This window comes from Rhizobacter sp. OV335 (genome assembly GCF_900142965.1).
Classification (GTDB): domain Bacteria; phylum Pseudomonadota; class Gammaproteobacteria; order Burkholderiales; family Burkholderiaceae_C; genus Rhizobacter.
Window position 1 is genome coordinate 66,317 of the sequence record NZ_FRCQ01000005.1, and the last position, 24,641, is coordinate 90,957.

Genomic DNA, 24,641 nt, shown 5'->3' on the forward strand with positions numbered 1-24,641 from the left:
TCGATCCCCCGCGGGGATGCGGGCCGGCTTGGGGCGGCCCGGCGCTCGGCCCGCTCCCGCTTGCGAAGACCGCTCGCTGGGTGGCACCGGGGCATCAACCCCCACTTGTTCTTGTCACCCCCCAAAAAAGCGGTGGTGCCACAAAGGCGGGTGCGGGGAGGCTGTGGAGCGCCAATAGGGACGGGGCGCCGGAGCTGGCTGGTTTGATGGCCCGCGTGCGCCAGCACGCTTCGTCATCTGACTGTCGCCGACTGTTTGACCACAACGAACGAAGTGAGTGACGGGAGTTTCGGCGACGGGCCATTCAACCAGTCAGCGGAGGGAAGTCCTCGCCCCGAGAGGGGCGAGGACCGCACCGTCCGGCGCGCCACAGCCTCCCCGCACCCGCCTTTGCCGCACTCAGCAATTAACCAGCCGGCCAGCGCGCCATCAGCTCCCGCAGCCGATCCAGGTCGATCGGCTTCACCAGGTGCGCATCGAAGCCGGACGACGACGAGCTGCGCCGGTCGGCCTCGTTGCCCCAGCCGGTGGCCGCCACCAGCAGCATCGTGCGTCCCCATGGCTGCGCGCGCACGCGGCGCGCCACCTCGTAGCCGTCGATCCCGGGCATCGCGATGTCCAGCACGGCCACGTCGGGGCGCAGTTCCTCGATGCGCGCCAATGCCTCCTCGCCGTCGGCCGCGGTCGTCACCTGGTGGCCGTCGGCGCCCAGCACGGTCGCGAGCGACCAGGCGGCGTCTTCGTTGTCGTCGGCCAGCACGATGCGCCGCGGCTGCTCGATGGCGCGGGCCTCGCCCTGCTGCGCCGACTCGTCGTCCAGCGGCAAGTCGTCGCCGGTGGCCGCCAGCGGCAGCCGCACCGTGAACGCGCTGCCGAGCCCCGGCCCGCGGCTTTCCGCCTCGACCGTGCCACCGTGCATCTGCACGATGCTGCGCACCAGCGACAGGCCGATGCCCATGCCCTGGCCGCTGCGCGCCTGGAACTCGGTGCTTTGCCAGAACATCTCGAACATCGAGTCGAGCGCCTCGCCGTCCAGGCCCATGCCGTCGTCCGTCACGGTCAGCACCGCGTTCGCGCCCTCGGCCCGGGCGACCAGCTCGATGTGCCCGCCTTCATCGGTGTACTTCGCGGCATTGACCAGCAGGTTCGACAACACCTGGCTGATGCGCGACGGGTCCACGTCGAGCACCACCGGCCGCACCGGCAGCTCGATGCGCAGCGCATGCCCGCGCCGCTCGATCACCGTGCGCGCGGCCTCGACCGCGGCATCGACGACGCTGCGCAGCGCGACGCGGCGCCGCGTCATCGTCAGGCGGCCCAGGCGCAGCCGCGACACGTCGAGCAGGTCGTCGAGCAGGTCGCGCATGCTGCTGACCTGCTGGCGCACGATGCGCACCGCGCGCTCGTGCGCCTCGCGCGTCTCGCGGTTCGCCAGCGTCTCGGCGGCGCCGCCGATCGCGGCCAGCGGGTTGCGCAGCTCGTGCGACAGCACCGCCAGGAAGCGGTCCTTCGCCTGGTCGGCCGCCTCCAGCTCGAGGCGCGCCTTCTCCTTGTCGTCCAGCGCCTCCAGCAGTTCCTGCCGCCCGGCCGCCAGCGCCTCGCGCGCGGCCCGCTCGGCGGTCTGGTCGCGCAGCACCTTCACCAGCCCGATCGGGTTGCCGGCGTCGTCGAGCATCGGCGTCATCACGCCGCTGGCCCAGAAGCGCTCGGCGTCCTTGCGCTGGTGGATCCGCTCGTCGAGGGCGCGGCCTTCGGTGAGCGCGGTGCGCGCCTCGCGCGCCGGCACGCCATCGGCGCGGTCTTCGGGCGTGAAGATCACGTCGGCCGGCTGGCCGAGGATCTCGTTCTCGGCGAAGCCGAGCAGCCGCTGCGCCCCGGCATTCCACGAGGTCACGCGCAGCTCCAGGTCCATCGAGAAGATCGCGTACTCGACCGCGCTGTCGACCACCAGCCGCAACCACTCTTCCGACGAGCGCAGCGCCTCGCGGCCCGATTTGCGCTCGGTGATGTCGACCAGCGTCAGCACCACGCCGGCGATGCGGTCGTCGATGGTGCGGTACGGCAGCATGCGCACCAGGTACCAGCGCTGCCGCGAGTCGTCGACCTCGCGCTCGATCGGGATCAGCCCCTGCAGCACGCGCTGCGCGTCGTCGGCCAGGCCCGGGTAGTGCAGGTGGTTCTTCAGGTTCGACAGCGGCCGCCCGATGTCGGTGGGAATCAGGTTGAACAGCGCGACGGCCGACGGCGTGTAGCGCGTGATGTGCAGCTCGCGGTCGAGGAAGATGGTCGCGATCGCGGTCGCGTCCATCAGGTTCTGCATGTCGCTGTTGGCGTTGCCCAGTTCGTCGACCTTGCCCTTGAGCTCCTGGTTGACGGTGGTCAGTTCCTCGTTGATCGACTGCAGCTCCTCGCGGCTGGTCTCGAGCTCCTCGGTGGCCGAGCGCAGCTCCTCGTTCATCGCCTGCAGCTCTTCGTTGCTGGCCTTCAACTCCTCGGTCGAGGCCTCGTACTGCTCGACGGTGTCGCGCAGGTGCACCTTCATGCGCTCGAGTTCGCGGTCGAGGTGGTGCGACAGCGGGTCGGCCTCGACCGGCGGCCGCGCGGCGGGCGCCGGGCCGCCCTCGGCGGCCTCGGTCGTGCGGGAGCCGAGCAGCACCAGCGTCATGCCGGGCGCGAACTCGCCCATCGGCCGCACGCCGATGCGCACCTCGACCGGTTCGCCGTTGAAGCGGATGGTCAGCGGCTCGACGTCGACCGGTCCGCCCTTCATCGAGGCCTGGAACAGCGCGCCCCGCAGTTCGACCTGCAGCTCGGGGTGGATGGTGCGCAGCAGGTTGCGGCTCGGTTCGCCGCCGCCGAACTGCAGGAAGCGCGCCGCGCCGGGCGACAGGTGGATGATCTCGTGGTCGCCGTCGATCAGCACCGACGGCGGCCCCAGCGCCTCCAGCATCTTGAAATGCAGCTCGGCCCACGAGATGGTGCGCCCGCCGCCGAGCCCGGCCGGCCGGGTGTCGACGAACTCGCGCGGCATGCCCGCCGCGGCGATCACCGGACCACCGCGCGCGGCCGGCAGCCCGTCCGGTGCGCGCGAGGTCGATCCCAGCGCGCTCGGCACCGGCATCGTTGCGCGCGCCAGCGGCCGCGGCGCGTACAGGCGGTGCTTCTTGTCGAGCACGAAGAACAGCGGGCTGTCGTCATCGACCGTCTCGGAGGCGCCGAGGAACAGCCGGCCGTCGGGCACGAGCGCGAAATGTGCGGTCTCGAAGACCCGCTGCTGGGCCTCGCGGTTCAGGTAGATCAGCAGGTTGCGGCACGACAGCAGGTCGAGCCGCGAGAACGGCGAGTTCTTCAGCACGTCGTGCACCGCGAACAGCACCGTCTCGCGCAGCTCGCGCCGCACGCGGTAGCCGCGGTGCTCCTTCGCGAAGAAGGTGCGCAGCCGGTCCTCGCTGACGTCGGCGGCGATCGCTGACGGGTACAGGCCGTCGCGCGCGACCGCGATGGCCTCTTCGTCGAGGTCGGTGGCAAACACCTGGATCGACGGCGGCGCGTCCAGCGTGCGCGCATGTTCGGCCAGCAGCATCGCGATGGTGTAGGCCTCTTCGCCGGTGGCGCAGCCGGCGACCCACACGCGCACGTTGCCGTTCGCGGATTTGCCGCGGAACAGCGCCGGCATCTCGCGCTCGAGCGCCGCGAAGCAGTCGGCGTCGCGGAAGAAGTTGGTGACGCTGATCAGCAGGTCCTGCAGCAGCGCGCCGGCCTCGCCCGGCAGCGTGCGCAGGCAGTGCAGGTACTCGCCGAGGTCGTGCACGCCGTTGACCTGCATGCGCCGGCCGATGCGGCGCAGGATGGTCGCGCGCTTGTAGTTGCCGAAATCGCGGCCGGTGCGCGTGCGCAGGAAGCTCAGCACGTCGCGCAAGGTCTTCTCGGCGACCACCGCCGGCGGCGCGTCGGCGGGTGGCGGGCCGTCCTCGGGCGGCAACGCGAGCCGTGATTCGAGCGAGACGTAGTCCAGCACGCGCCGGGCCATCTCGCCCACCGGCAGCACCCAGTCCACCATGCCGGTGGCGATGGCGGCCTGCGGCATGGTCTCGTGCTGCGCCTCCTGCGGGTCCTGCGCGATCGTCAGCCCGCCGCGTTCCTTGATGCGCTTGATGCCGGTGGCGCCATCGCCGTCGGCGCCGGACAGCACGATGGCCACCGCATGCGGCCCGTGCGTGTCGGCCAGCGTGCGGAAGAACAGGTCGATCGCGACGCGGCCCGGCCGGTCGGCCGGCAGCTCGCCGAGCTGCAGGCTGCCGTCGAACACCCGCAGCAGCTTGCGCGGTGGGATCACGTAGACCGTGCCGGCCTCGACCCGGGTGCTGCCGCGCACCTGCACCACCGGCATCGAGGTGGCGTGGCGCAGCACCTCGTCGAGCGCGCTGTCGTGGTCGGCCGACAGGTGCATGACGACGACGAAGGCCATGCCCGGGTTCGCCGGGACGGTGCGCAAGAAGCTGGTGAGCGCGGGGATGCTGCCGGCCGATCCCCCGAGGCCGACCACCGGCAGCTCGTTGTAGCCGTGCGTCGGAACGATGTTGTCGATGTCGACCATCGCGCTGTTCTCGGCGCGAGCGGGTCCGCTGGTGTCCATCGGTCGGGAACTCCTGGTCTCGCGGTCGTTGGCGGCTCCGCGCCTGCGCGTCATGACGAAATGCGGATGCTACGCCGCCGATTTCGCGGGGGTGCTCCGCGGTGGAAAAAAGGACGGGAACGCCGATTGCCGGGCGACACCATATCGGCCACAACCTTGCCTGCCCATGACCCGTCTGGTGCTGATCGGTGCGTCTGCCGGGGGCGTCGCTGCGCTGACCCGCCTGACGGCGCGACTGCCTGCCGACTTCGCGGCGCCGCTGCTGGTGGTGCTGCACATCGGCGCGCACCGCAGCATCCTGCCCGAGCTGCTGGCGCGGCGTTGCCCGCTGGACGTGGCCCACGGGCGCGACGGCGAGGAACTGCGGCCCGGCATGCTGCGCGTCGCGCCGCCCGACCTGCACATGATCGTGTCCGACGGCGCGCTGCGCCTGCGCCACGGCCCGAAGGAAAACCACGCCCGCCCGGCGATCGATCCGCTGTTCCGCTCGGCCGCATTGCAGCGCGGCCGCGACGCCGTCGGCGTGGTGCTGACCGGGGCGCTCGACGACGGCACCGCCGGGCTGCAGGCGATCAAGGCGATGGGGGGAACCACGGTGGTCCAGGACCCGGCCGATGCCGAGGAGCCGTCGATGCCGGCCAGCGCGCTGCGCCATGCGCAGGTCGACCACTGCCTGCCGCTCGAGCAGATGCCGGGGCTGCTGGCGGAGTTGGCCGCGGCCTCGATTCCGGACGAACCGGCGCCGGCACCGTCGGAACAGAAGGTGAAACCGGAGCTGGCCCACGAGCTGGCGCTGATGCAGGGCACCGGCGAAGCGGTGCAGCACCTGCAGGCGATCGGCCACCCGTCGATGTTCACCTGCCCGGAGTGCCAGGGCGGGCTCTGGGAGGTGCACGGGACCTCACCGCGGCGCTACCGCTGCCACACCGGGCACGGCTTCACCGAGCGCACGCTGCTGCACGCGATGTCGAACCGCAGCGACGACGCGCTGTGGGGCGCGCTGCGGGCGTTGCAGGAGAAGGAGGCGATGCTCGCGCATGCCGCCGGGCAGCTCGACGCGGGCGACGACGCCGGCCGGATGCGGGCGGTGGCCGCTGCGCGCCGCGTCGCGCGCCAGGTGCACACGCTGCGCCAACTGCTGCAGCGCGCACCGCCGCCGATCGAGTGAATGAGCGAGTGAGCGAGCGGCGGCCGCTCAGGAGCGGCCCTCGTAGTCCTTCAACCGGTTGTAGAGCGTCTTCAGGCTGATGCCGAGCGCGGCCGCGGTGCGTTCCTTGTGCTGCCGGAAGTGGCGCAGCGTCGCGATGATCAGCTGCCGCTCCGCCTCGGCCAGCGAGGTCCCGAACGGAATGCACAGGTGGTCGGCCGGCCCCTGCGCCACCGGCGCCGACGCGTCGACCGGCAGCCAGTCGTCGCCGATCACCGCGCCGTCGGCCATCACCCAGCTGCGCTGCACGACGTTGCGCAGTTCGCGCACGTTGCCCGGCCAGCCGTACTGCTGCAGCTTGCGCAGCGCGGCGGGCGAGAACCGCTTCGCCTCGCCCTCGCGGGCGCCGACCTCGGCGGCAAACTGCTCGGCCAGCAGCGGCACGTCGCCGGCGCGTTCGCGCAGCGGCGGCAGGTCGATCGGGAACACGTTCAGCCGGTAGTACAGGTCTTCGCGCAGGCGGCCGTCCTTCACCGCCTCGATGGGCCGGCGGTTGGTGGCGGCGACGAGGCGCACGTCGGCATCCTGGTAGGTGGTCGAGCCGACGCGCAGGAAGGTGCCGGTCTCCAGCACCCGCAGCAGCTTCACCTGCAGCTCGACCGGCATCTCGGTGATCTCGTCGAGGAACAGCGTGCCGCCGTGCGCGCGCTCGAAGAAGCCCAGGTGCTGGCGCTCGGCACCGGTGAAGCTGCCTTTCTCGTGGCCGAAGATCTCGCTTTCGATCAGCTGCGGCGAGATCGCGCCGCAGTTGATCGCGAGGAAGGGCGCATGGCGGCGCCGGCTCAGGTCGTGCAGCGTGCGCGCCACCAGCTCCTTGCCGGTGCCGCTCTCGCCGGTGATCAGCACGTTGACCGAGGTGCCGGTGACGCGCGCGATCTGCTGGTACACCCGCTGCATCGCCTCCGAGCGCCCCCACAGCAGCCCGAAGCGGCCGCTGCGCTGCCATTCGTCCGACAGGCCGGCCAGCTCGGCGTTCAGCGCGGCCGGCCGCATCACGCGCGACAGGATGGCTTCGAGCTGGCGCGCGCTGACCGGCTTGACCAGGTAGTCGGCGGCGCCCAGCCGCAGCGCCTGGATCGAGGTCTCCAGCGTCGCATGGCCGGTGATCAGCACGACGTGCGAATCGCTCAGCGGCGACGGCGGCTCCAGCAGCGCCAGGCCCTGGCCGTCGGGCAGCTGCAAGTCGAGCAGCACCAGCTCGGGCGGGTCGAGCGCGGTCGCGCGCCGCGCCTCGCGCAGGTCGTGCGCGATCGCGACGGTGAAGCCGGCGCGCTCGACCAGCGCGGCCATCATGTCGGCGGCATCGGCGTCGTCTTCGACGATCAGGACTCGGCTCATTCGTTTTCTCTCCTGTCAGGGAAGGGTCAGCGGCCAGGCTTCGGCGAGTTCGCGCCGCAACTGCTCGCGCTCGATCGGCTTCACCAGGTGCGCATCGAAGCCCGCCTTCAGCGAGCGTTGCACGTCGCCGTCGCGGCCGTAGCCGGTCAGCGCCACCATGCGCCCGGGGTAGCCCTGCGCCCGGGCATGGCGCGCGACCTGCAGGCCGTCGATCGACGGCAGCCCGATGTCGACGATCGCGAGGTCGGGCCGCTGCGCGAGCAGGGCCTCCAGGCCCGCGCGGCCGTCCGATTCGGCATGCACCTGGTGGCCGTCGACGCCCAGCAGCGCCCGCAGCGCGGCCAGCGCATCGGGGTTGTCCTCGATGACCAGCACCCGCCGCGCCGGCACCACGGGCCGCCAGTCGTTGCCCGGGGCCTGCACCGGCGGCGGCACGGACGGCAGCCGTACCTCGACGCAGGTGCCGTCGCCGCTGCTGGCGATGGCCACGCTGCCGCCGTGCAGCTCCACCAGGCGCTTGACGACGGTCAGGCCCAGGCCGAGGCCGCCGTCGCGGCGGTCGCTGCCGCGCTGGCCCTGCGCGAACAGGTCGAACACCCGCGGCAGCAGGTCGTCCGGGATGCCGGGGCCGCTGTCGCGCACGCGCAGCACGGCCGCCAGGTCCTCGTGGCGCACCTCCACGCGCACCGTGCCACCGGCCGGCGTGTAGGTCAGCGCGTTGGCCAGCAACTGGCCGAGCACCTGCTCGATGCGCGGCGCGTCGAGTTCGGCCCAGGCCTCCTCGAGCGAGGTCGACAGCGCGTGGCCGGCCGCCGCCGGCGTGCGCGCGACGCCGTCGACGACCTGCCGCGCGAGGGCGGCCAGGTCGACGCGCTGCCGTGCCAGCGGCACCGCGCCGTACATCAGCCGCGAGGTGTCGAGCATCTCGGCCATCAGCCGGGTCAGGTGGCGGGTCTGCCGGCCGATGATCTCCACCGCATTGGCGGCCAGCGCGGGCGCCGGCTTGGCAGACAGCACCTCGGCGGCCGACGAGATGGCGCCGAGCGGGTTCCGCAATTCGTGGCCCAGCATCGCCAGCAGCTCGTCCTTCGCGCGGTGCGCTGCCTCCGACTTCTCGCGCGACTGGCGTTCGACCGACACCAATGCCGCATGCAGCAACTGGGCGCGCCGCTGTTCGCTGATGTCGACCATCGCCGCGATCGCGCCGCGCGGGCGGCCGTGGTCGTCGAGCAGCGGCGTCGCGCTGGCGATCACGCGCAGGCGCTCCTGGCCCGGGCGGGCGAGGTCGAGCTCGACGCCGTCGACCGGCTCGCCGCCGCGCGCCGCGGCGCACAGCGGCCAGCCGTCGCGCTGCATCGGCTTGTCGTCGCGCAGCAATTGCCAGGGACCGTCGCCGGCCATCGCCGGGCCGGCCGGGCCGAGCAGGCGGTCCATCGCGGCGTTGTGGATCACCTGGCGGCAGTGCGGGTCCTGCGCGACCGCCAGGCCGATCGGCGTCGAATGGAACAAGGTCTCGAATTCGTCGGCGCGCCGCTGCAGTTCGGCGCGCGCCTGTTCGTCGCGCTGCCGCGCCAGCCGCATCGCCTGGTCGAGCGCGACGATCTCGCGCGCCTGCAGCCCGGGCGCGGCGTGCGCCGGCTGGCCGCCCGCCAGCAGCTCGAGCGGCTGCGTGATGCGGCGCGCCACCAGCAGCGCGCTGCTCATGCCCAGCAGCAGGCAACCGGCGACCGTGGCCAGCGCGGTCGCCACGGCACGCCGCTGCGCGGCCTCGAGCGGCGCGGCCGCGTGGGCCACCGAGACGAACCAGCCCGCCGGCTCGACCCGGTGAACCGCGACCCAGGCGTCCTCGCCGTCCGGCTGGCGGCGGCGGTCGACCGGCCGGTCCGACGACAGGTCGCAGACCGGGCGTCCGATGACCTGCTCGGGCGCGGCGGTGCGGGCGATCACGCGGCCCGACGCGTCGCACAGCATGCCGATGCCGGCCTCCAGCGGCACGGCCTGGTCCAGCAGCGCCTGCCAGTTGCCGACCGGAATCCACACGCCGAGCGCATAGCGGGGCCGCCCGCCGACGCGCACCGGCACCATCACCAGCGTCGCGTACAGGTGGCTGCCCGGCTCGACGCCGAGGCCCGAGATGCCGGACGACGCGCCGCCCAGCACGCTGCGCAGCGGCGGCCGCCACGGCGCGGCCGGCTCCGGCGCCAGGGCGGGTGCGCCGCCGCCGGTGTCCATCAGCGCGCGTCCGGCGGCGTCGAGCAGCACCGCGCTGTGCCAGGTGCCGCGCAGCCGGCCGGCCGCGTTCATCCAGCGCTCGAAGGCGGCCGGGTCGTCGCTGCGCAGCCGGTCCGACAAGGCCAGGATGTTCAGCGCGTCGACCGACGAATCGAGTTCGCGCTCGACCGCCTTCGCGAGCGCCTCGGCGCTCGCGACCAGCCGCGCCTGGCGCCGGGCCTCGTCGCTGCGCAGGTCATCGACGATCTGCCACGACATCAGCGCGGCCATCGGCACGGTGGCCAGCACCAGCAGCAACAGCAGCATGCCGCGCAGCGACAGCACGACGCGGCGTTCGCCGCGGCGCCAGTGTTCAAGCAGCTTGAAGCTCATCGGGCGGCATGCCGATTGCAGCAAAAAATGCGAGAACGGGAAACACGGAAACCGGCGCCGCGGATCGCACGCGCGTGCGCAGCCGGCGCCAACGCCGCGCGTTGCGCCGTGAATGCGGCGGTCGGGTCCCAGCGGCATGGCCCTTGCCTTTGGCTGAGTCCGACAACCAGGATGAGATCGGAGTCCGTGCCCATGTCCGTGTTGATTCTGCGTGCCGACCAGCGGCAACAACAATCCTTGTCTCCGCGGCTTCAGCAAGCGGTGCGCCTGCTTCAACTGTCGTCAATGGAGTTCGCGCAGGAAGTCCGCCACGCGCTCGACAACAACCCGTTCCTCGAGTCCGCGGATGATGACGGCCATCCCGCGTCGGATACGGAAGCCGCACTGTCGCCGATGCTTCCGGTGGTGGCCGGCGGGCTCGAAGGCGACGCGCTCGCCGGGGTGTCCGGCGCCGGGGATGCGGGCGACGGGCTCGGGGATGCCGCGTCGGCCAGCGCATCCGACAGCGACGGCGGGATCGACGAAAGCGACGGCAGCGACGGCCTCGATGACCGCGGCGACCTCGACGGGCGCGAGGACCGCGACGACTGGCGGCTGGCCGGCACCACCGACGGCGCGTCGCGCGACGACGGCGAGTTCTCACCGCTGAACCGCATCGCCGCGCCCAGCACGCTGGCCGACACGCTGCACGGCCAGTTGAACCTGCTGCGGCTGCCGGAGCGCGACCGGCTGCTGGCCGGCGCCATCATCGATTCGCTGGACGACGACGGCTACCTGCGGCTGGACGACCTGTGCGACCTGGTGCCGGTGGTCGCGCTCGATCCGCCGGCGAGCCCCGAGGAACTGCAGATCGCATTGCGCCGGGTCCAGTCGTTCGAGCCGACCGGCGTCGCCGCGCGCAACGTCGTCGAGTGCCTGTCGCTGCAGCTGGACGCCATCGACTGCCCCGAGCAGCGCGCGCTGGCCCGCACCATCGTCGCCGAGCGGTTGGACGCGCTGGCCTCGAAGGACCTGGTGGCGCTCGCCCGCACGCTCGGCCGGCCGCTGCCGCTGGTGATGGCCGCCTGTGCGGCGATCCGGCGGCTCGACCCGCGCCCCGGCTGGCGCTACGGCCCGGGCGACGCCCGCTACGTGACGCCGGACGTCATCGTGCGCAAGCTGCGCCGCGACTGGGTCGTCTCGCTGAACCCGGCGGTCGTGCCGCGCGTGCGCCTGCACCGGGTCTATGCCGAGCTGTTCGAGCGGCAGCGCGCGCTCGCGCACCCGCAGATGGCCGAACAGCTGCGCGAGGCGCGCTGGACGCTGCGCAACGTCGAGCAGCGCTTCGCGACCATCCTCGGCGTCGCCCAGGCGATCGTGCGGCGCCAGCATCCGTTCTTCGAATACGGGCCGGCGGCGATGCAACCGCTCGGGCTGCGCGAGATCGCCGACGAGGTCGGCGTGCACGAATCCACCGTCTCGCGGGTCACCAACAACAAGTACATGGCGACGCCGGTCGGCGTGCTCGAGCTGAAGTACTTCTTCTCGCGTGCGATGACGGCCAGCAGCGGCCGGGCGTTCTCCGGCACCGCGGTGCGCGGCATGATCAAGGAGATGCTGGAGCGCGAGCAGGCCGGCCGCCTGCTGTCCGATGCCGCGATCACGCGCCGGCTGGCGCAGCAGGGCTTCGTCGTCGCGCGGCGCACGGTGACGAAGTACCGGCACCAGCTGAAGGTCGAGTCGGTCGGGCGGCGGCGCGCCGAGGAAGAGTCGGCCGGCGTGCTGCGCCAGGTCGCCTCCGGCTGAGGTGCCGCACCGATGGCTGCCGCCGTCGACAGGCGCCAGGTCTTCACGGGGCTGTGGGAGGCCGCCTGGGCGCACCGCGGGCGCGCGCTGCAGGCGCTGGTGCTGCTGGTGCTGGCCAAGGCGGCCGGCGTCGTCGTGCCGCTGGTGCTGAAGGCGATCGTCGACCAGTTCAGCCGGCCGGAGACGCTGGTGGCGCCGTCCGCGGTGGTCGGAGCGGCCGGCGCCGCCGGAACCGCGGGGCCGCCGGTCGCGCTGGTGATCCCGGTCTTCCTGCTGCTCGGCTATGCCGCGCTGCGCTTCATGGGCACCTTGTTCACCGAGCTGCGCGACCTGGTGTTCGCACCGGTCGCGCAGCGCACCGTCACCGCGGTGTCGCAGCGCAGCTTCGCGCACCTGATGGCGCTCAGCCCGCGCTTCCACGTGCAGCGCAACACCGGCCAGCTGATCCGCGAGGTCGAGCGCGGCACCGGCGGCGTCGGCTTCCTGCTCGGCGCGGGGCTGTTCACCGTGGTGCCGACGCTGGTCGAGTTCGTCGCGGTGCTGGCGGTGCTGGCGTTCAACTACAGCGGCTGGTTCACGCTGATCCTGATCGCGACCTTCGTCGTGTATGCCACGCTGACGATGCTGCTGACGCAGAAGCGCGAGCTGCGCCAGCGCCGCGTCAACGAGATGGACTCGCGCGCCAACGGCCGGCTGGTCGACAGCCTGCTGAACTACGAGACCGTCAAGACCCATGCGCGAGAGGACTACGAGCGCCAACGCTATGCCGAGATCTGCGAGCACTGGGTCGCCGGCACGGTGGCCAACCAGCGCACGCTGTCGGCGCTGCACATCAGCCAGAGCGCGGCCATCGCCTGCGGGGTGGCGGCGGTGATGCTGCTGGCGGCCGAGCAGATGGTGCGCGGCGCGATGACGGTGGGCGACCTGGTGCTGCTGAACGCCTACGTGATCCAGGTCTGCCTGCCGTTGAACGCGCTCGGCTACGTGTTCCGCGAGGCGAGCGATGCGCTGGTCAACGTCGAGAAGCTGTTCGCGCTGCTCGGCGAGCAGCCGGACATCGTCGACCGGCCGGGCAGCACCGGGCTGCGGGTGCAGGGCGGGGCGATCGCGTTCGAGCATGTCGACTTCAGCTACGAGCCGGGCCGCCAGGTGCTGACCGACGTGAGCCTGGCGCTGGCGGCCGGCAGCACCGTCGCGGTGGTGGGCGGCAGCGGCTCCGGCAAGTCGACGCTGGCGCGGCTGCTGCTGCGCCTGTACGACGTGAACGGCGGGCGCATCGCGGTCGACGGGCAGGACGTGCGCGGCGTCACGCTGAAGTCGCTGCGCGAATCGATCGGCGTGGTGCCGCAGGACACCGTGCTTTTCAACGACACCATCGCCTACAACATCGGCTACGGTCGCCAGGGCGCCGGCATCGCCGAGGTCGTCGAGGCGGCCAAGGCGGCGCAGGTGCACGAGTTCATCCTGTCGCTGCCGGGGCAGTACGACACCATCGTCGGCGAGCGCGGGCTGAAGCTGTCGGGCGGCGAGAAGCAGCGCATCGCGATCGCGCGCGCGTTCCTGAAGAACCCGCCGATCATGATCTTCGACGAGGCGACCTCGGCGCTGGACACGCGGGCCGAGCGGGCGATCCAGCGCGAGCTCGACCGCATCGCCGAGGGGCGCACGACGCTCGTGATCGCGCACCGGTTGTCGACGGTCGTCAACGCCGACGAGATTGTCGTGATGGACAAGGGCCGCATCGTCGAGCGCGGCCGCCACGAGGACCTGCTGCAGCGCGACGGCCTGTACGCGCAGCTGTGGAGCCTGCAGCGCCAGCAGCAGGCCTTCGAGCGGCTGGAGCGGCAGCTGGCGCGCCAGCCGGTGAACCTGGTGGCGCTGGTGGCGAACGCGCTGGACGGGCTGCGCGAGGCCATCGATGCGCGGGGCGTGCGGCTCTACACCGACATCGACATCGACAACGCGAGTGTCACCGGCGACCCGAGCACGCTGGCCCAGGTGCTGCTCGAACTCGGCATGTGGGCGGTGCAGGCGACGCCGCAGGGCGGGCGGGTCGAGCTGAAGCTGGAGCGGCGCGACGCCAGCGCCTGCCTGAGCGTGACCGACGGCCGCCACGTGCCGGCGAGCGGGCTGCCGGTGGCGGCGAACGACGAGCTGCCGGCGCCGCACGGCACCGCGATGCCGCTGGACCCGATGCAGCTGCGCTCGACCATCGAGCGCCAGGGCGGCCGTTTCTCGATCGAGCCGCCCGGCTCGCTGAACGGCATGCGCTACGTGGTCGAGCTGCCGCTGCGGGCGATTGCCGCCGATGCCGGCCGCAACGGCAGCAAGGGTGATGTCCCGGTCGAGCCGGTGCTGCCGGCCCGGCCGCTGGCCGAGCTGCGCGTGATGGTGGTCGACGACAACGCCGACGCGCGCGACTCGCTGGCGATGGTGCTGAACGTCGAGGGCGCCGATTCGCTGGCCTTCGACAGTGGTGCGGCCGCGCTCGAGTGGCTGGGCCGCCATCCGACCAGCCTGTGGCCGCAGCTGATGGTGTGCGACATCGTGCTCGGCGACGAGGACGGTTATGCGGTGATGCGGCGCGTGCGGCAGTTGGAGGACCAGCGGCAGGTGCCGCTGGACGGACGCATGCCGGCGGTCGCGCTGACCGGGCTGGCGCAGCCGGACGACCGGGTGCGGGCGCTGATGTCGGGCTTCCAGGTGCACCTGGTGAAGCCTGTGGAGCCGCATGAGCTGGTCGTGACGTTGGCGACGCTGGCTGGGCGCGATGGGGAGCCGCCGGCTGCGAGTCGTGTGGCCGCCTGAGGTGGTCGGAGCGGCAAAGGCGGGCGCGGGGAGGCTGTGGCTCGCCGGACGGTGCGGTCATCGCCCCCTGGGGGGCGATGACTGCCCTCCGCTGACTGGTTTGATGGCCCGTCGCCGAAACTCCCTCCACTCACTTCGTTCGTTGTGGTCAAACAGTCGGCGACAGTCAGATGACGAAGCGTGCTGGCGCACGCGGGCCATCAAACCAGCCAGCTCCGGCGCCCCGTCCCTATTGGCGCTCCACAGCCTCCCCGCACCCGCCTTTGTGGCACCACCGCTTTTTTGGGGAGGTGACAAGCAACAAGTGAGGGTGGTTCCCGGATTGGCATCCGGGCCACAAGCGGAATTCGTAGCCCGGGTGCCAATCCGGGGATCAAACCTCACTTTTGCTTGTCATCCCCCCATGAGCAGGGCGGTGGCACAAAGGTGCGGGTGGGGAGGCTGTGGAGCGCCAATAGGGACGGGGCGCCGGAGCTGGCTGGCTTCAGGGGCCGCGTGCGCAGCACGCTTCGTGGACTGACTGTCGCCGACTGTTTGACCACAACGAACGAAGTGAGTGACGGGAGTTTCGGCGACGGGCCATGAAGCCAGTCAGCGGAGGGGAGTCAACGCGCCCCCGGGCGCGTTGACCGCACCGTCCGGCGAGCCACAGCCTCCCCACCCGCGCCTTTGCAACACAGCAAGCGGCACACCACGTGCCCCAGCCGTTCTGTGTGCCGAAACAAAAGGAGCCTTCATGACTGCATCGACCCTTTCCCTCCGTTCGCTGCGCGGCCAGGTGGCCGTGATCACCGGCGGTTCGCGCGGCCTCGGCGCCGCGATCGCGCAACTGCTGGGCGAGGAGGGCATGACCCCGGTGATCGCCGACATCGCGCTGGAGCGCGCGCAGGACCGCGTCGCCGTGCTCGCCGAGGCCGGCATCACCGCTGCCGCCATGCACCTCGACGTCGGCGACGACGCCCAGGTCCGGTCCACGCTGGCCGCGGTGCGCGAACGCTTCGGCCGCCTCGACGTGGTGATCAACAACGCGGCGATCGACATCACCGTGCCGATCGGCGAGCTCGACGTCGACGACTGGGAGCGCGTGCTGCGCACCAACCTGACCGGCCCGTTCCTGGTGGCCCGGCATGCGGCGGCGATCATGGGGCCGCGCAGCAATGGCCCGGGCGGCGGCCAGCGCGGCGGCCACATCGTCAACATCGCGTCGACCGCCTCCAAGCGCGCCTGGCCGAACGCCGCCGCGTACCACGCCACCAAATGGGGCCTGCTCGGCCTGTCGCATGCGCTGCACGCCGAACTGCGGCCGCAAGGCATCAAGGTCTCGGCGGTGGTGGCCGGCGGCATGCGCACGCCGTTCCTGCTGGACCGCTTTCCCGACATCGACCCCGGCGTGCTGCAGGACCCGCTGAACGTCGCCAACGCGGTGCGCTTCGTGCTGATGCAGCCCGAGGAAACGGTGGTGCCCGAGGTGATGGTGCTGCCGATGCGCGAAACCTCGTGGCCGTGAAGGAGGACACCCGATGATCACGCTGGGCATCAACGCCGCCTTCCACGACTCGGCCGCCGTGCTGGTGGCCGACGGCATCGTCGTCGCCGCCGCCGAGGAAGAGCGCTTCACCCGCATCAAGCACGCCAAGCGACCGGTGCCGTTCTCGGCCTGGGAGCTGCCGTTCAACGCCATCGATTTCTGCCTGAAACAGGCTGGCGCGACGCTCGCCGAGGTCGACCACGTCGCCTACAGCTACGATCCGATGGCCTTCCTCGGCACGCGCGCCGAGCCGGTGCTGTCACTGCCGCTGCAGCCGTCGGCCGAGCCCGACCCGCGCTGGGAGAACCCGTGGGATCCGCTGTTCGCGGCCTACATCGTCAACGCGCCGCGCCAGCTCGCCGGCGGCGCGCCGCACCACCTGCGCAAGCGCCTGTCCGGCGTGCGGCCCGACGCCGCGCCGTACCGCTGGCATTTCGTCAGCCACCATGTGTGCCACCAGGCCAGTGCCTTCCTCGCGGCACCGTTCGCGCGTTGCGCGGTGATGACGCTGGACGGCCGCGGCGAGCAGGCGACCACCTGCTACGGCCGCTACCGCGACAGCCGCTACGAGGCGCTCGGCGAGGTGGTGATGCCGAACTCGCTCGGCCTGCTGTACGAGCAGGTCACCGCGCACCTGGGCTTCCTGCGCTCGAGCGACGAGTACAAGGTGATGGCGCTGGCCGCGCTCGGCATGCCGCGCTTCGCGTCGGCGCTGCGCTCGCACCTGCACGTCGGCGACGGCGGCCAGTACACCGTCGCGCCGATCGACCTGACGGCGCTGGCCGGCCCGCCGCGCGTGCCCGGCACGCCGATGACCGAGCGCGACCTCGACCTCGCCGCGTCGCTGCAGGACGTGCTCGAGGAGACGGTGCTGTCGCTGGCGCGCTGGCTGCGCGAGGCCAGCGGCGAGCGGCAACTGGCGATGGCCGGCGGCGTCGCGCTGAACTGCGTGATGAACTCGCGGCTGCGCGACAGCGGCATCTTCGACGCGGTGTGGGTGCAGCCGGCGGCCGGCGATGCCGGCACCGCGCTCGGCGCCGCGTTGTGGGCCGACGCCCGCGAGCGCCGCGGGCTGGCGCCGGAAGACGCCGACGGCCTGCAGGCGGACGGCGCGCAGGCGATCAGCACCTTCGGGCCGCGCCGCTGGCAGATGGACCACGCCTACCTCGGCCCCGGCTACGACGATGCCGAGATCGAATCGCTGCTGCGCTGGGCGAAGCTGCGCTACCACCGTGCCGACGACCTGGCCGGCGAGACCGCACGGCTGCTGGCGGCCGACCGGATCATCGGCTGGTTCCAGGGCCGCATGGAGTTCGGCCCGCGGGCGCTCGGTGCGCGCTCGATCCTCGCGTCGCCGATCGACCCGGCCATGCAGGCACGCCTCAACGAGCTGAAGGACCGCGAGGATTTCCGGCCGGTCGCGCCGGCGCTGCCGCAGGAGGACCTGGCGCCCTGGTTCGCACCGGCCGGCGCGAACGACGGCCGCTCGCCGTTCATGCTGTTCGTCTACGACCTGCAACCCGGCCAGGCGGCGCGCATCCCGTCGGCCTGTCACACCGACCGCACCGCGCGCGTGCAGACGGTGGACCCCGATACGAACCCGCGCTTCCATGCGCTGCTGAAGGCCTTCGGCGCGCTGACCGGCGTGCCGGTGCTGGTCAACACTTCGTTCAACGTGCGCGGCGAGCCGATCGTCTGCACGCCGCGCGCCGCCATCGAGGCCTTCGCCAGCACGCCGCTCGACGCGCTGGTGATCGGCAGCTTCATCGTGCGGAAGTGAGTTCGCGCCGGAAGTGCTCGATGGTGTCGCGCAGCCCGGCGTCCAGCGTTACGCGCGGGCACCAGCCGAGGTGGCGCTCGGCGAGCGAGATGTCGGGGCAGCGGCGCTTCGGGTCGTCGGCCGGCAGCGGCCGGTGCTCGAGGCGCGAGCGGCTGCCGGTCAGCCGCAGCACGCGCTCGGCCAGGTCGAGCACGCTGTACTCCTGCGGGTTGCCGAGATTGACCGGGCCTTCGATCGACGCGTCCATCAGGCGCAGCAGGCCGTCGACGGTGTCGTCGACATGGCAGAAGCTGCGCGTCTGCCGGCCTTCGCCATACACCGTCAGCGGCTCGCCGCGCAGCGCCTGCACGATGAAGTTGCTGACGACCCGGCCGTCGCCCGGCCGCAGGCCCGGGCCGTAGCTGTTGAACAGCCGCGCGATGCGGACCTCGACGCCGCGCTCCAGGTGGTACGCCATGCACAGCGTTTCGGCGACGCGCTTGCCTTCGTCGTAGCAGGCGCGCGGACCGATCGGGTTGACGTGCCCGCGGTACGACTCGTGCTGCGGATGCACCTCCGGATCGCCGTAGACCTCGCTGGTGGAGGCCTGCAGCACCCGCGCACCCGATTGCAGCGCGACCTCGAGCGCCCGCCAGGTGCCCAGCGTGCTGGTCAGCGTGGTCTGTACCGGGCTGCGCTGGTAGGCGGCCGGGCTGGCCGGGCACGCGAGGTTGAAGATGCGCGCTGCCTCGCCCACCTCGGCCGGCCAGGGCTGCGTGATGTCATGGCGGCGCAGTGCGAAGCCGGGGTGCTCGGCCAGCGCCGCGACCGACGCCGGGTCGCCGGTCGAGAAATCGTCCAGCACCAGCACGCGGAACCCGCCCTCCAGCAAGCGCCGGCACAGGTGCCCGCCGAGGAAACCGGCACCGCCGGTCACCACCGCCAGCGGCGCGTTCATGGCGCCGCCTTGCTGCGCGCGACGCGCCGGTTGCCGCCGAGCTCCGACAGCAGCCGGGCCGTGCGCTCGATGCTGTCGGCCAGCGCGAGCCGGGTCACCGCCCGCTCGCGCGCGCTCTCCCCCATGCGGCGCGCCAGCCCGGGCACCTGGAACAGCTGCGCCACCTGCTGGGCCACCGACTCGAAGTCGCGCGGGCCGACCAGCCAGCCGGTGCTGCCGCTCTCGACGATGTCGGGCACGCCGCCGACGTTGCTGGCCACCAGCGGCAGGCCGGTGGCCATCGCCTCCATCAGCGCCAGCGGCATCGCCTCCGATTGCGAGGTGCAGACCAGCGCGTCGAGCTGCCGGTACACCTGCGGCATGTCGTCGCGCACGCCGGCCAGCAGCACCGCGTCGCCGAGTTCGAAGCGCGCGATGAACTGCGCCAGCGCCGCGCGCTGCGGGCCGTCGCCGACCAGCACGAAGCGCGCCGCCGGCAGCAGCGTGCGCAGCAGCAGCACCGCGCGCAGGAACACGTCCGGCCCCTTCTCGGGCGACAAGCGGCCGACGAAGCCGATCAGCGGCTGGTCGTCGGCGAGGCCGAAATGGCGCCGCAGGTCGGCATCGTCGGCCAGGCCGGGGCGGAACACCTCGGTGTCGACGCCGTTCGGGATGCAGCTCAGCTGCGCCGCGTTGACGCCCATCGCGAGCGCCTGGAAGTAGCTGTGCCGGCACACCACCGCGACATGCGTGCCGGCGATGCGGTGCACCTCCAGGTCCATCGGCGTGACGTGGCGGCTGTGCACCGTCGCGACGACCGGCTTGCCGCACAACTTGCCGACCAGCCCGGCCAGCAGGTGGGCGTTCGGCATGTGGGCGTGCAGCACGTCGATCGCGCCGGCGCGCACCAGCGCGCAGGTCGCGAGGATGCTGGCCCACGGCGGGTCGTCGGGCATGCCGGCGGTCATCACCTCGATGTCGAGCGCGCGCAGCTGCGCCGTCAGGCGGCTCTCGCAGGGGCACAGCACCGTCACCGTGAAGCGGTCGCGCGGCAGGCGCTCGACCAAGCGCAGCACGCAGCTTTCCATGCCGCCGACGATGGCGTTGCCGACGACCTCCAGCACGCGGGTGGGACCGCCGTCGGCAGGGGCCGGCGCGGTGACGAGGGGGCTCAGGCTCATGGGGAAGGTTCTCCTTGGCTGTCAGCAGCAAACGGGCGTCAGCGGGCGCCCGGCGCCCAGCCGGACCGGCGCCGGGCTGCGGCCCAGCCAGGCGGCCGCGGTGCCGCTCCAGATGCGCTGGCGCGCCGCATCGTCGACCTGCAGCAGGTCGAGCAGCTCGGTGACCCAGCGCCGGCGTTCGGACAGCTCGCGCCCGGGGCAGGGCAGGAAGCAGTCGCTGCCGAACTGCAGCGAACCGGCGCCCAGCACCTCGAGCGCGCGCTGCAGCACTTCGCGCCGGTACGGCGGCGGCGGGCCGAACGAGATGTCGAAGCGGAACTGCGCCTGCTCGGGCGGCACGCCGTGGATGCGGTCGATCAGCCCGACCGCGATCGCCTCGTCGGTCCACGGCCAGCCGAGGTGCGCGAGCGTGACGCGCGTGCCGGGGTGGTCGCGCAGCACCTCGAAGAACGACGGCCGGCAGAAGCGGCCGGAGCGCCCGTCGATGAAGATGCCGCTGTGGAACAGCACCGGCAGCCGCAGCTCGCTGGCGACGGCGAACACCGGCTGCACGCGGTCTTCGTAGGGGTACCAGCCGGTCGGCACCATCTTGACGCCGCGCAGCCCGAGCGTCTCGACCGCGTGCCGCAGGTCCTGCGCCGCCTGCGGGTCGCGCGGGTCGACCACCGCGAAGCCGGTGAGCCGGTCTTCATGGCCGCGCACCAGCGCCGCGAGGTGCGCGTTGGCGCGCCGCAGCGATGCGGGGTCGTCGAGCGAGTAGCCGTTGTCGAGGAAGGGCGCGAGCAGCACGCCGATGTCGACCTGCGCATCGTCGAGCGTGCGCAGCACGTCGTCGCGCGTCTCGCGGCCGGTGCAGTGCAGGTGGGCGTCGATCAGCATGCGCCGGCACCCGCCTGTGCACCCTGGGTGCCGGCTCTTGCGTGCTCCCGCGCGGCCGGCGCCTCGTCGAGCAGCGCGCGCGCCTGCCCGGCGGCACGGCGGCCGGCCAGGAAGGCATGGTCGGAGTTGTAGTACTCCCATTCGGCGTAGCGGCCGGCCAGCACGATGTCGTACTGCGCGAGCCACTCGCGGATCACCGCCACGTGCGCCGCGCGCGCATGGTCGTACACCACGTAGGCGCCGGGCATGTCGACCTGGCCGGAAGAGATCACCTCGTCGTCGGGCGACAGCATGCCGACGCGGCGGCAGTCGGCGATGCAGCGCTCGACCAGCGCCGCGCCGTCGCACGGCAGCGGCTTCGACGCGGCGTAGGTGATCTCGCAGGTCAGCCCGCAGCAGCCGGGCGGGCTGCAGTGCGGGCTGGCGTTGCCCTGCACGAAGATGCGGTGGAACACGCTGTCTTCCGGGTAGTAGACCCAGTGCTTCTCGGTCAGGCGCTCGCGCCCGCCGCCGATGCGCACCCCCAGGTTGACGCAGCGCACCGCGACCTGGCGCAGCCCGAGCGCGGCGTCGCGCACCGCCTGCGGCGCCTCGTCGCCACAGGCTGCGACCAGCCGCGGCAGCGGCATCGTGCTGATCAGCGCATCGAAGCCGACCGAACGGCCGTCGTCCAGCCGCACCGTGCGCTGCCGCGGCGAGATCTGCAGCACCGCGGTCTTCAGCGCGAGCTCGCAGTTCAGCAGCGGCAGGAAGCCGTCCATCAGCGCCTGGAAGCCGCCGCGCAGCGGGTAGCCGAAGCGGGCGTTCGGCCCCATCGGCGCCGGCACCGGTTCCAGCGCGCCGTCGATCATCTGCTCGAGGTCGGGCAGCGGCACCCGGCCGCCCAGCCACGAGGTCTCCATCTCGGACAGCGGCACCGCCCACAGCTTGCGGTTGTAGGGCAGCGCGAAGTGGCGCGCGATGCCGTCGCCCCAGACGCGGTGGATGAACTCCTCGAAGTTGCGCGGCGGTTCGGCCGTCACGATGCCGCCCCGCGCATCGCCTTTCAACGGGCCGAAGCGCGCCTCGATCGCGCCGACCAGGCATTCCTTCAGCACCTGCGGCGGCAGGCCGTGCAGCGCGCCCTGGAACGGGTAGCGGGTGTAGGTGTCCTTGCTCCACACCCAGGCCTCGCGGTTCTGCCAGTGCAGGTTGTTGCCCAGCAGGCGCTCGTACAGGTCGAGCACGTACGGGTCGGTCGAGAACATGATGTGGCCGGCATGGTCGAAGGTGAAGCCGTCCTGCTGCACCGAGCGGCACCAGCCGCCGACGCGGTCCTCGCGCTCGACCAGCAGCGTCTGGCGGCGCGGTGCATCGCGGCCCAGTTCGTGCGCGGCGGCGAGGCCGGTCGGGCCGGCGCCGATCACCAGGTGGGCGACGCGGCGCGTGCCGCGGTGCCCGGCCGGCGTCATCGCCGCGGCGGCGTCCGACGGCGCCCCGGCGACCCCGGCCAGTTCGTGCAGCGGCGAGGCCGGCGCCGGCGCGTTGTCGAGCTCGGTGGCGAGCAGCGATGCGATGCGCGCGGCCGTGCGGTCCCACGACGATTGCGCCACGCGCGTGCGCATCGCGGCCACGCGCTCTTCGCGCTGTGCCGGCGTCTCGGCCAGCGCCGCCTCGCAGGCCGCGAGAAAGCCGGCGCTGTGGCCGGCGATCCGCACCAGGTCGCCGTGCAGCGAGACGACGTCCCGCACCGGCGTGCTGACGATCGGCTTTTCGCCGGCCATGTACTCGAGCGTCTTGGTCGGGCTGATGAAGCGCGTCGCCTCGTTGATCGCGAATGGCATCAGGCACACGTCCCAGTCCGCCATCAGCTGCGGCAGGCGCGCATACGGCTGCTGGCCCAGCCACTGGATGTTCGGTGCGCGCGGCAGCAGCGCCGGGTCGATCTTGATGACCGGGCCGGCCATCTCGAACTGCCACCGCGGGCGGGCCGCCGCCAGGCTGCGCAGCAGCGACAGGTCGAAGCGTTCGTCGATCACGCCGAAGAAGCCCAGGCGCGGCGGCGCGTCCGGACTGCGCGGCGTCGGCGGCCGCGGTGCGAAGTGCGCCGCATCGACCGAACTCGGCAGGCAGTGGATGTTCGGGTGCAGCGCGCGCTTGGCCTGGAACAGGCTCGGGCCGCCGGTGAGTACCAGGTGCGCCGCCTTCAGCAGCGCGGTCTCGCGCTGGCGCAACTGGCGCGGCGCATCCTTGAAGGCCGACAGCTCGTCCATGCAGTCGTAGACGATCGCGCGCGGCTGGAGCTGGCTCGCCAGCGGCAGCGCCATCGGCGTGTAGAACCACAGCAGGTGGTCGGTGATGCCGCGCTGGCGCAGGTGCTCGGCCAGCAGCGGGCGCAGCAGCGCGAGCTGGTCGTCGTGGAAGCCGGTCGCGGCGATCGGCGTGTGCGGCGTGACGACCTCGACGCCGTCGCACGGCGACGCGGTCTCAAGCCACGGCGGCTCGGTGCCGTGCACCGGCTCCTCGACGAACAGCACCGGGAAGCGCGGGGCCAGCCGCGACAGCAGTTGTTGCGGGCGCTGGTAGACGAAACCCCAGCGCAGGTGGGAGAAGACGATCAGGTGAGGCATGGCGGCTCCGTGGTGGAGAAGGTGGTGGAGAGGGTGGCGGGAAGAAAGGGATGGGTAGCGCTGTCGGCACAGAGGGAGGGCAGCAGTGGTGCCGCCGTGTGCGGCAGCCGCCCCTGCCATTTCTGCAGCGTGCGGGCGTACGGCAGGTCGAGCACGCGCTGGCGGGCCTGCGGCTGCGCATGGTCGACGTCCCACAGGCCGCTGTGGTGCCAGTGCGAGGCATCGTCCCAGTCGAAGCGGTCGACCAGCGGGTACAGGCACAGGCCGAGCACCGGCACGCCGTCGCGCCGCGCTGCCAGCACCTCGGCGGCGATCTCGTCGAGCCAGGCACTGCGGCCGCTGCCGAAATGGCTGGTCTCGGCGACGACGAGCGGCCGTTCGTAGCGCTGCCAGGCATCGGCCAACAGCGCGCACAGCGGACGCCGGCGCGGATCGCCTTCGTGCCAGCGCAGCCGGCGCTCGGTGCCGGCTTCCCACTGGCCGCTGTGGTAGTGGTTGACGCCGACCAGGTCGAGTGCGTCGGCGTGGCCGCCGCAGGCCGGATCGAGGCGGCCGGCGATCAGGTCCCACACCTGCCACTGGTAGCCCGCGACGCGCGCGGCCAACGGTGCGAGCTCCGGCTGCTCGCGCGGCGCGACCACGTGGACGACCGGCTCGACGTGCAGGAAGCGCGCGCGCGGATCGACCCGGCGCACTGCGTCGATGGCCGCCAGCACGGCCCGCACCAGGCGGCACTTCACGTCGTAGCCGCTGGCCTCGGTGCGCGCGCCGCGCTGCTCCGGGTCGCCGCGGTAGGGATGGATCAGGTTGGTCTCGGACACCGCCCACGACAGGAAGCCGATCTCGTTGACGAGGTTGTAGACCGGCGGCGCGTCGTGGAAGGGCGCGAGCACCTCGGCCGCGGCGGCGGCGAAGCGCGCGAAGCGGTCGATCAGCGCGTCGTCGAACAGGCTCAGGTCGGGCGGCGTGCCGTAGTGCATGAAGGTCCACACCACCTGCAGGCCGTGGCGTCGGGCGGTGCGCGCGATGTAGAGCGCGCGCTTGAAGTCGTGGCGGCCCGGCGACGGCTCCGCGAGCCGCCAGCCGATGCTCTCGCGCACGCCGAGCAGGCCGTGCTCGCGGGCGCGCAGGTAGTCGCCGTTCAGCAGTTCGAGGTGGGCCGTGCGCCCGAGCATGTCGAGCGGCTCGGCGGCGGCATTCAGGTGGTCCGCGCCTTCGAAGCCGCCCATCCAGAAGGAGTGCAGCGGCGAGCGGGTCATCGAGGTTTCGGGCAGCACGATTTGAAAAATGAGAGCGAGGGTTGCCGGACCTCGGCAAGCCACATGCCGCGGAACTTCTGCGGCTTCGAAGGCGCGCGCGTGAAATGTTTG

Annotated in this window: 13 protein-coding genes; 5 read left to right on the forward strand and 8 right to left on the reverse strand. The window is 72.3% G+C overall.

Annotated elements, in window-relative coordinates:
- Window positions 1–406 precede the first annotated feature (406 nt).
- A complete protein-coding gene (locus tag BUE42_RS07070) occupies window positions 407–4,636 on the reverse strand; it encodes a chemotaxis protein CheB (RefSeq protein WP_235002159.1) in 4,230 nt (1,409 codons plus the stop codon).
- A gap of 166 nt (window positions 4,637–4,802) precedes the next feature.
- Here BUE42_RS07070 and BUE42_RS07075 point away from each other — a divergent pair, with 166 nt between their 5' ends.
- Window positions 4,803–5,804 carry a chemotaxis protein CheB gene (locus BUE42_RS07075; protein WP_073463911.1) on the forward strand — a complete coding sequence of 334 codons (1,002 nt, stop codon included), beginning with the start codon at window positions 4,803–4,805 and terminating at the stop codon, window positions 5,802–5,804.
- A gap of 27 nt (window positions 5,805–5,831) precedes the next feature.
- Here the strand turns inward: BUE42_RS07075 and BUE42_RS07080 are convergent, their stop codons facing one another.
- Window positions 5,832–7,181, reverse strand: coding sequence for a sigma-54-dependent transcriptional regulator (locus BUE42_RS07080; protein ID WP_073463912.1), 1,350 nt, complete (start codon window positions 7,179–7,181; stop codon window positions 5,832–5,834).
- Window positions 7,182–7,196: 15 nt separating this feature from the next.
- Window positions 7,197–9,785 carry a hybrid sensor histidine kinase/response regulator gene (locus BUE42_RS07085; RefSeq protein ID WP_073463913.1) on the reverse strand — a complete coding sequence of 863 codons (2,589 nt, stop codon included), beginning with the start codon at window positions 9,783–9,785 and terminating at the stop codon, window positions 7,197–7,199.
- A 192-nt stretch (window positions 9,786–9,977) separates the two neighbouring features.
- Between BUE42_RS07085 and rpoN the strand changes: the two genes are divergently transcribed.
- From rpoN to BUE42_RS07105, 4 genes are all read left to right on the forward strand, one after another.
- Window positions 9,978–11,570, forward strand: coding sequence for an RNA polymerase factor sigma-54 (gene rpoN, locus BUE42_RS07090; RefSeq protein WP_073463914.1), 1,593 nt, complete (start codon window positions 9,978–9,980; stop codon window positions 11,568–11,570).
- Window positions 11,571–11,582: 12 nt separating this feature from the next.
- Window positions 11,583–14,378, forward strand: coding sequence for an ABC transporter transmembrane domain-containing protein (locus tag BUE42_RS07095; RefSeq protein WP_073463915.1), 2,796 nt, complete (start codon window positions 11,583–11,585; stop codon window positions 14,376–14,378).
- 736 nt (window positions 14,379–15,114) lie between these two features.
- Complete coding sequence (locus BUE42_RS07100) at window positions 15,115–15,885, forward strand: SDR family oxidoreductase (RefSeq protein ID WP_073463916.1); 771 nt, start codon at window positions 15,115–15,117, stop codon at window positions 15,883–15,885.
- A gap of 13 nt (window positions 15,886–15,898) precedes the next feature.
- The gene (locus BUE42_RS07105) at window positions 15,899–17,686 is read left to right on the forward strand and encodes a carbamoyltransferase family protein (protein WP_073463917.1); all 1,788 of its coding nucleotides are present in this window, start codon (window positions 15,899–15,901) and stop codon (window positions 17,684–17,686) included.
- Here BUE42_RS07105 and BUE42_RS07110 read toward each other — a convergent pair.
- The 5 genes from BUE42_RS07110 to BUE42_RS33355 are packed head-to-tail and all read right to left on the reverse strand — an operon-like array spanning window position 17,670 to window position 24,530.
- Window positions 17,670–18,623 (reverse strand): UDP-glucuronic acid decarboxylase family protein, encoded by a 954-nt coding sequence (locus BUE42_RS07110; protein ID WP_073463918.1) that lies wholly within the window; start codon window positions 18,621–18,623, stop codon window positions 17,670–17,672. The two genes, BUE42_RS07105 and BUE42_RS07110, sit on opposite strands and share 17 nt — an antisense overlap.
- Window positions 18,620–19,783 (reverse strand): glycosyltransferase, encoded by a 1,164-nt coding sequence (locus BUE42_RS07115; RefSeq protein WP_073463919.1) that lies wholly within the window; start codon window positions 19,781–19,783, stop codon window positions 18,620–18,622. The genes BUE42_RS07110 and BUE42_RS07115 overlap by 4 nt, the downstream gene beginning before the upstream one ends.
- 21 nt (window positions 19,784–19,804) lie before the next feature.
- On the reverse strand, window positions 19,805–20,662 hold the full coding sequence (locus tag BUE42_RS07120; protein ID WP_073463920.1) for an amidohydrolase family protein: 858 nt from the start codon (window positions 20,660–20,662) through the stop codon (window positions 19,805–19,807).
- On the reverse strand, window positions 20,656–23,271 hold the full coding sequence (locus BUE42_RS07125; protein ID WP_073463921.1) for an NAD(P)-binding protein: 2,616 nt from the start codon (window positions 23,269–23,271) through the stop codon (window positions 20,656–20,658). The genes BUE42_RS07120 and BUE42_RS07125 overlap by 7 nt, the downstream gene beginning before the upstream one ends.
- Entirely contained in the window at window positions 23,259–24,530 is a 1,272-nt protein-coding gene (locus tag BUE42_RS33355; protein ID WP_200798915.1) for a hypothetical protein, read from the reverse strand. The genes BUE42_RS07125 and BUE42_RS33355 overlap by 13 nt, the downstream gene beginning before the upstream one ends.
- Window positions 24,531–24,641: the final 111 nt, after the last annotated feature.